Raw genomic sequence first — 5,406 nt, 5'->3', positions numbered from 1 at the left:
ATATATATTGTCAGGAATTAAAAATATTTCCTTAATTTTTTGTGAAGTATTGAAATTAGTATCATCATTTCTATCTGTAATTTCTTTTTTAATACCTTCTAGAAAATCCCGAAAGTCTTTGAGAGGAAAATATCTAGCTATCCGACACACAGCAAGACTTCGCTTCACCCCTATTGACAAATAATATGTTGGTAACACATCTCGCTCATCAGCAGCCTTAGAAACTAATAGTTTTTGAGCAGAGAGTATTTGTAATCTTTCTTCACAAACCGCAATAATTTTTTTCTCATCTTCTGGTAAAAGGTTTTCTAGAAAATTAGAATTTTCCGGTATACCTGAAAGTAACTCAAAACCTGCTATACCTTGCTTGATCCAAGATGTTTGAGGATACGAAGTAGCTGAATCAGAATTAACTTGCATAGTTTTTTACTTTATAAGCGTGTTTGTATGGTCATCATTTAGTATATAGTAATACAAAATTTTTCAGTCATGACACTAGATATGCAAAACAGTGAGAAACAGAGCCAGAAAAAAAAGAAAATAAAAGGTCGAGTTTATGTACAAGAAAACTTAGAACCTGATATCAATGGTGCGATGGCAGGTCAAAAAAGCTTTATTAAGATTATCTTGATTTCGTTCGCAATTTTTATTATTTTTTTATTAAGTATTCTTGGAGGATATTTAGGAGCAATTACAAGTTTATATATAAGCCTAAAAACTGGATACCGCTTAGAATATTCGTTAATGATTTTCGTTTTAATTGCCTGGCTTATTTTTACAATTATTGAGGATAATTTTAAAGGAATAATATCGGCAACTATAGCTTTATTTATAGCTATGTTTGGCTCAATATTATTTGCTGATTTACATATCATAGAATTACCAAAACAGTTTTCTTTCTCAAGTTCATTACTGATTATTATAGGGCTAGTAATTTGCAATAGTTACTTTTATACATTACGTTTTTTATTGGCTTTAATCAATATTTTATTTGCTAACATTAGGTTTGTAAGTATGACTACAATTACTAGCTTTATAGTTAGTATTTTTGCGGTTCAAACTGGCGCATCATTAGCATTTGATATGGCTCAAAAAAGTGCAATCGAACTTAATGAAATTTTACCAAGATTGACTGATTTAGAAAGAGAACACTTCAAAAATATTGGTATTTTTAGCGGAATTTGCTTGATTGTAATACTAATACTAAGTAGTTGGTGGGTTAACTACTATCAAAATGTACCTTGGCGGCATCCTGACATTTTACGTTCCTGGGTAATCGCTGTTGGTTCTTGGAGAGGTACGTCATTTTATAATTTAGATTTGAGCAATATTAACTTTAAGAATTCTGTGTTGGCAAATACAGATTTACGCGTATGCAAACTCTATCGCACCTGTTTCCAAGGTGTCACTGGGCTAGAACGAGCCAGAGTTGATAGTCGATATTTAGATTTAGAAATACCCAAAGTACAGAAACTTCTAACTCATGGGTGTTCTGAAGATCCTGATTTGAGTAACTTGAATTTGCGCGGTGCTTATCTGCAAGGTGCAGACTTGCGGCGGATGAAGTTCATTGATACTGATTTAACTGGGGCTGACTTGCAGGGTGCAGACTTGCGCGGTAGTATTCTAGCTAATGCCCAAGTGATTGATGTTGACTTTACAAATGCCAATTTAACAGGAATTTGTATTCAAAATTGGAACGTCAACAGCCAAACTTGCTTTACTAATGTTGAGTGTGATTATATTTACCGGAAATTAGATGAAAAAGGTGAACCAATTGCTCGCCATCCATTAGACCGCAACTTTGAGCCAAGAGAATTTGAATCCCTATATCAAGAAGTCGGGAATATCGTTGAATTAGTGTTCAAAGAAGGCGTCAATTGGCGTGCTTTCGCTTTTAGTTTACAAAAACTTGAGTTAGAAGATGAAAGTTTAGGGCTAGAACTCAAAGGAATTGAGAAAAAAGGTGATCTTTGGGTTGCTAAGGTAACTCACAATGAAAATATTTCTCATGCAGAGGTGGAGAAACGCCTCAATGATTCCTACGAAGAGTTAAAGCAACGACTCTCTACTAAAGAACAGCAAATCAATAGTTTACTAGGAATTGCCAGCACCCAAGCAGAAACTATTAAAGAATTTAGCAAACGTCCATTTGGTAACAGTTTTGTTATTAATGGAAGTACAATTACTAACTTAACTGGCTCTGGGCAAATTGAATATAATGAAGCCGCAGAGCAAGTTCGTAGTCTCGTTGCCAATGGTACTGAACCAGTACAAGTCTCGAATATTGTGCAGCATCTTTTAGCTCAACTTCAAGGGCAAAGCATTGCCACTACAGTAGGCACTCAGGCGGAACTGATTAAACAATTGCTTTTGAATGAAGCCGAAAAAGATTCAGTTTTTAAGCAGCTTTTGGTTTTGCAAAGTCAGCAAATTATTGATAGTCTTCCAGAAGGGGCTATTGCGACTGCTATGAAACAAGCGATCGCCCAACTGCAAAGAAGTAATACTAATTCGTAATTATTGATAAAATAGCCGTGTCTTAGGCGCTCATGTCATGTTTAATGATTTTTAGCAAAAATGTTCAATATGCAATAGAGTTCTTTTCTCACCTCAGTTATGGATAGAGTTAAGTACCAACAATAGTGTAATTTGATACTAAAAACTTTGTACAGTTGAATAAAATCCTCTTCGATATTTATATTCTTTGAAAGTAGCAAACTTTGAAAATGTATTGTATAAACAAATAATCATAACTATAGCAGTCCTAAATCATTTGTGAAAATTATATATCTCTTTTCTCTTTCTCCTCTTTGCGTCCAACTCTTAGAGACGCTGCGCGTTGGCGGAGCCTCTCTAAGAGTTGGCGTTCAACTCTTGGAGACGCTGCGCGTTGGCGTCAGCCTCTCGTAGAGATGGCGGTTGGTTTCCTTATCTATATTTTTCACGACTCCTGCAAGGATTTATAGTGAGATAGATGAATTAAGACTAAAAATTAAATATTCTTAACAATAACTTTAATAAGTATCTGGATAGTAATAACTGAAAATACTAAATCCAGATTTAAAAATGGCAGTGATATCAGATATCACCAAATTCCTCGAAATCAAATACTCCAACAGTTAATCTGCTATTTCTAATAATTGGCTTGCTAGCACTTAAATTTAATTGAGCGCGAAATATATGGGACAAGGTTTTTTACAAATTGGCTTAACGCTGTGTATTGTCATAGCAATAACTCCGTTATTGGGTAAATACATAGCGCGTGTCTTCTTGGGAGAAAGAACACTGCTTGATTTTTTAATGAACCCGATAGAGCGAAGTATGTTCGTACTAGCGGGTGTCCGCAGGAAAGATGATATGACGGGTTGGCAGTATATCCAGGCTGTAATTTGCAGCAACCTGATCATGGGTATTTCAGTTTATTTACTGATATATTTTCAGAGACTCTTACCCTGGAATCCTAACGGCTTCGGTGCTATCAAATGGGATGTATTACTGCACACAACCATTTCATTTGTGACGAATACCGACCAGCAACATTATGCTGGTGAGACAACTTTAAGCTATTTTAGCCAAGTAGCGGCTTTAGGCTTTTTGATGTTCACCTCCGCAGCCACTGGGTTAGCCGTGGGAATTGCTTTTATTCGCGGGTTGACGGGGAGAAAATTGGGGAACTTTTACGTCGATCTCGTCCGTGGAATTACGCGAATCTTGCTGCCGATTTCGATTATTGGAGCGATCGCCTTGCTTGTAGCAGGTGTACCACAAACATTAAAAGAGACTTTGGATCTGAGAACCTTAGAAGGCGGAACGCAATATCTTGCCAGAGGCCCGGTGGCATCCTTTGAAATGATCAAACTTTTGGGCGAGAATGGCGGAGGGTTTTTTGGCGTAAACTCAGCCCATCCTTTTGAAAATCCCAATGGTGCTTCTAACTTGATAGAAATGCTCGCCATGATTTCTATACCAGCAGCATTGATTTATACCTACGGTATATTTGCCAACAACATTAAACAAGCTTGGCTACTTTTCTGGATGGTGTTTGTGATTTTTGTAGTTCTAGTGGGAGTGGCAGCCGTGGGAGAACTCCAAGGTAATCCCCTTGTTAATAACGCCTTTGGATTAGAACAACCCAATTTAGAGGGTAAAGAAGTTCGATTTGGCTGGGCACAAACGGCATTTTGGGCAGTGATGACTACCGCTACTATGTCTGGTGCTGTGAATGGGATGCATGATTCTTTGATGCCGCAAGGAACATTTTCGACTCTCTTCAACTTGTTTATTCAAGTTATCTGGGGTGGACAGGGAATTGGAACAGCTTACCTATTCATCTACTTAATTCTCACAGTGTTCCTAACCGGACTAATGGCAGGACGCACCCCAGAGTTTTTAGGGCGCAAAATTGAAAAGCGAGAAATCGTCCTCGCCAGCGTCGTGCTGTTGATTCACCCAATTCTAGTTTTAATTCCTAGTGCGATCGCCTTGGCTTATCCCATCTCCCTATCAGGAATTAGCAACACTGGTTATCACGGTATTTCCCAAGTAGTTTATGAATACGCCTCAGCAGCAGCAAATAATGGCTCTGGCTTAGAAGGGTTGAGGGATAACACCCTGTGGTGGAACTTGAGTACAATAGTTAGCTTAATCGGAGGACGCTACATTCCGATGATTGCCATCCTACTGTTAGCTGACGGCATGTCTGGCAAACAACCAGTTCCTGAAACCCCTGGTACTCTAAGAACGGATTCTCTAATATTTACTGGTATCACTGCTGGAGTGACATTAGTATTGGGAGTGTTGACTTTCTTTCCCGTTCTGGCTTTAGGCCCCATAGCTGAGGGTATGAAACTAGCATCTGGCAGTTAGAAAATTTATGAGTTATGAGTTATGAGTTGGGGATATTAAGAGAATAGTCAAAAATAAATTATCCGGTTTCATAGGGTGTGTTAGCGATCGCGTAACGCATCTTCATCAGATGGTGTGTTAGTAACGCACTCTACAGATTGGATCTGTTTTTTATTGGAAGTTCGTAATAATTCCTAACTTTAGCCGATCAACCAGTTTGGGGAAGTCAAAAGTCAATAATTTTGAACCCCATACTTCGGCTTCTTTCGACTTACTTCGACTTACCTCGGCTTACTTCGGCTGCGCTCAGGACAAGCTCAGTACAAGTCGCTCAAGGCAAGTCGCTCAGTAACCATAAATAAATTTAGGGGCTTATCAAGGTGATATGTAGCTTAAATTTCATATTCGTTCAAACAAAATCTTTACTTGTTCTTTTAGATTTTTGAAAATTCCGAGTTCAAAGGCTTAACTTCTGAGTTCAAAGGCTCAACTTCCGAGTTCAGAGGCTCAACTTCCGAGTTCAGAGGCTCAACTTCCGAGTTCAGAGGCTCAACTTCC

At 38.1% G+C, this 5,406-nt stretch carries 4 protein-coding genes; 2 read left to right on the top strand and 2 right to left on the bottom strand.

Going from position 1 to position 5,406, the window contains the following annotated elements; translation table 11 throughout:
• The coding region (locus tag ACFFAP_RS35365) for a hypothetical protein (RefSeq protein WP_375515583.1) at nt 1-420 on the bottom strand (420 nt) is incomplete at its 3' end.
• A 182-nt stretch (nt 421-602) separates the two neighbouring features.
• The gene (locus ACFFAP_RS35360) at nt 603-941 is read right to left on the bottom strand and encodes a hypothetical protein (RefSeq protein WP_375515582.1); all 339 of its coding nucleotides are present in this window, start codon (nt 939-941) and stop codon (nt 603-605) included.
• A gap of 73 nt (nt 942-1,014) precedes the next feature.
• Between ACFFAP_RS35360 and ACFFAP_RS35355 the strand changes: the two genes are divergently transcribed.
• Nucleotides 1,015-2,520 (top strand): pentapeptide repeat-containing protein, encoded by a 1,506-nt coding sequence (locus ACFFAP_RS35355; RefSeq protein WP_375515581.1) that lies wholly within the window; start codon nt 1,015-1,017, stop codon nt 2,518-2,520.
• A gap of 663 nt (nt 2,521-3,183) precedes the next feature.
• On the top strand, nt 3,184-4,869 hold the full coding sequence (kdpA, locus tag ACFFAP_RS35350) for a potassium-transporting ATPase subunit KdpA (RefSeq protein ID WP_375515580.1): 1,686 nt from the start codon (nt 3,184-3,186) through the stop codon (nt 4,867-4,869).
• Nucleotides 4,870-5,406: the final 537 nt, after the last annotated feature.

This window comes from uncultured Nostoc sp. (assembly GCF_964245575.1).
Lineage (GTDB): Bacteria > Cyanobacteriota > Cyanobacteriia > Cyanobacteriales > Nostocaceae > Nostoc.
Note: the sequence above shows the minus strand (reverse complement) of the source record. Positions and strands in the feature narration are given on the sequence as shown.

Bases quoted from the DNA above. Each gene is read 5' to 3' on its own strand.
- ACFFAP_RS35355 (WP_375515581.1), top strand. From the start codon at position 1,015: ATGACTACAATTACTAGCTTTATAGTTAGTATTTTTGCGGTTCAAACT.
- kdpA (WP_375515580.1), top strand. From the start codon at position 3,184: ATGGGACAAGGTTTTTTACAAATTGGCTTAACGCTGTGTATTGTCATA.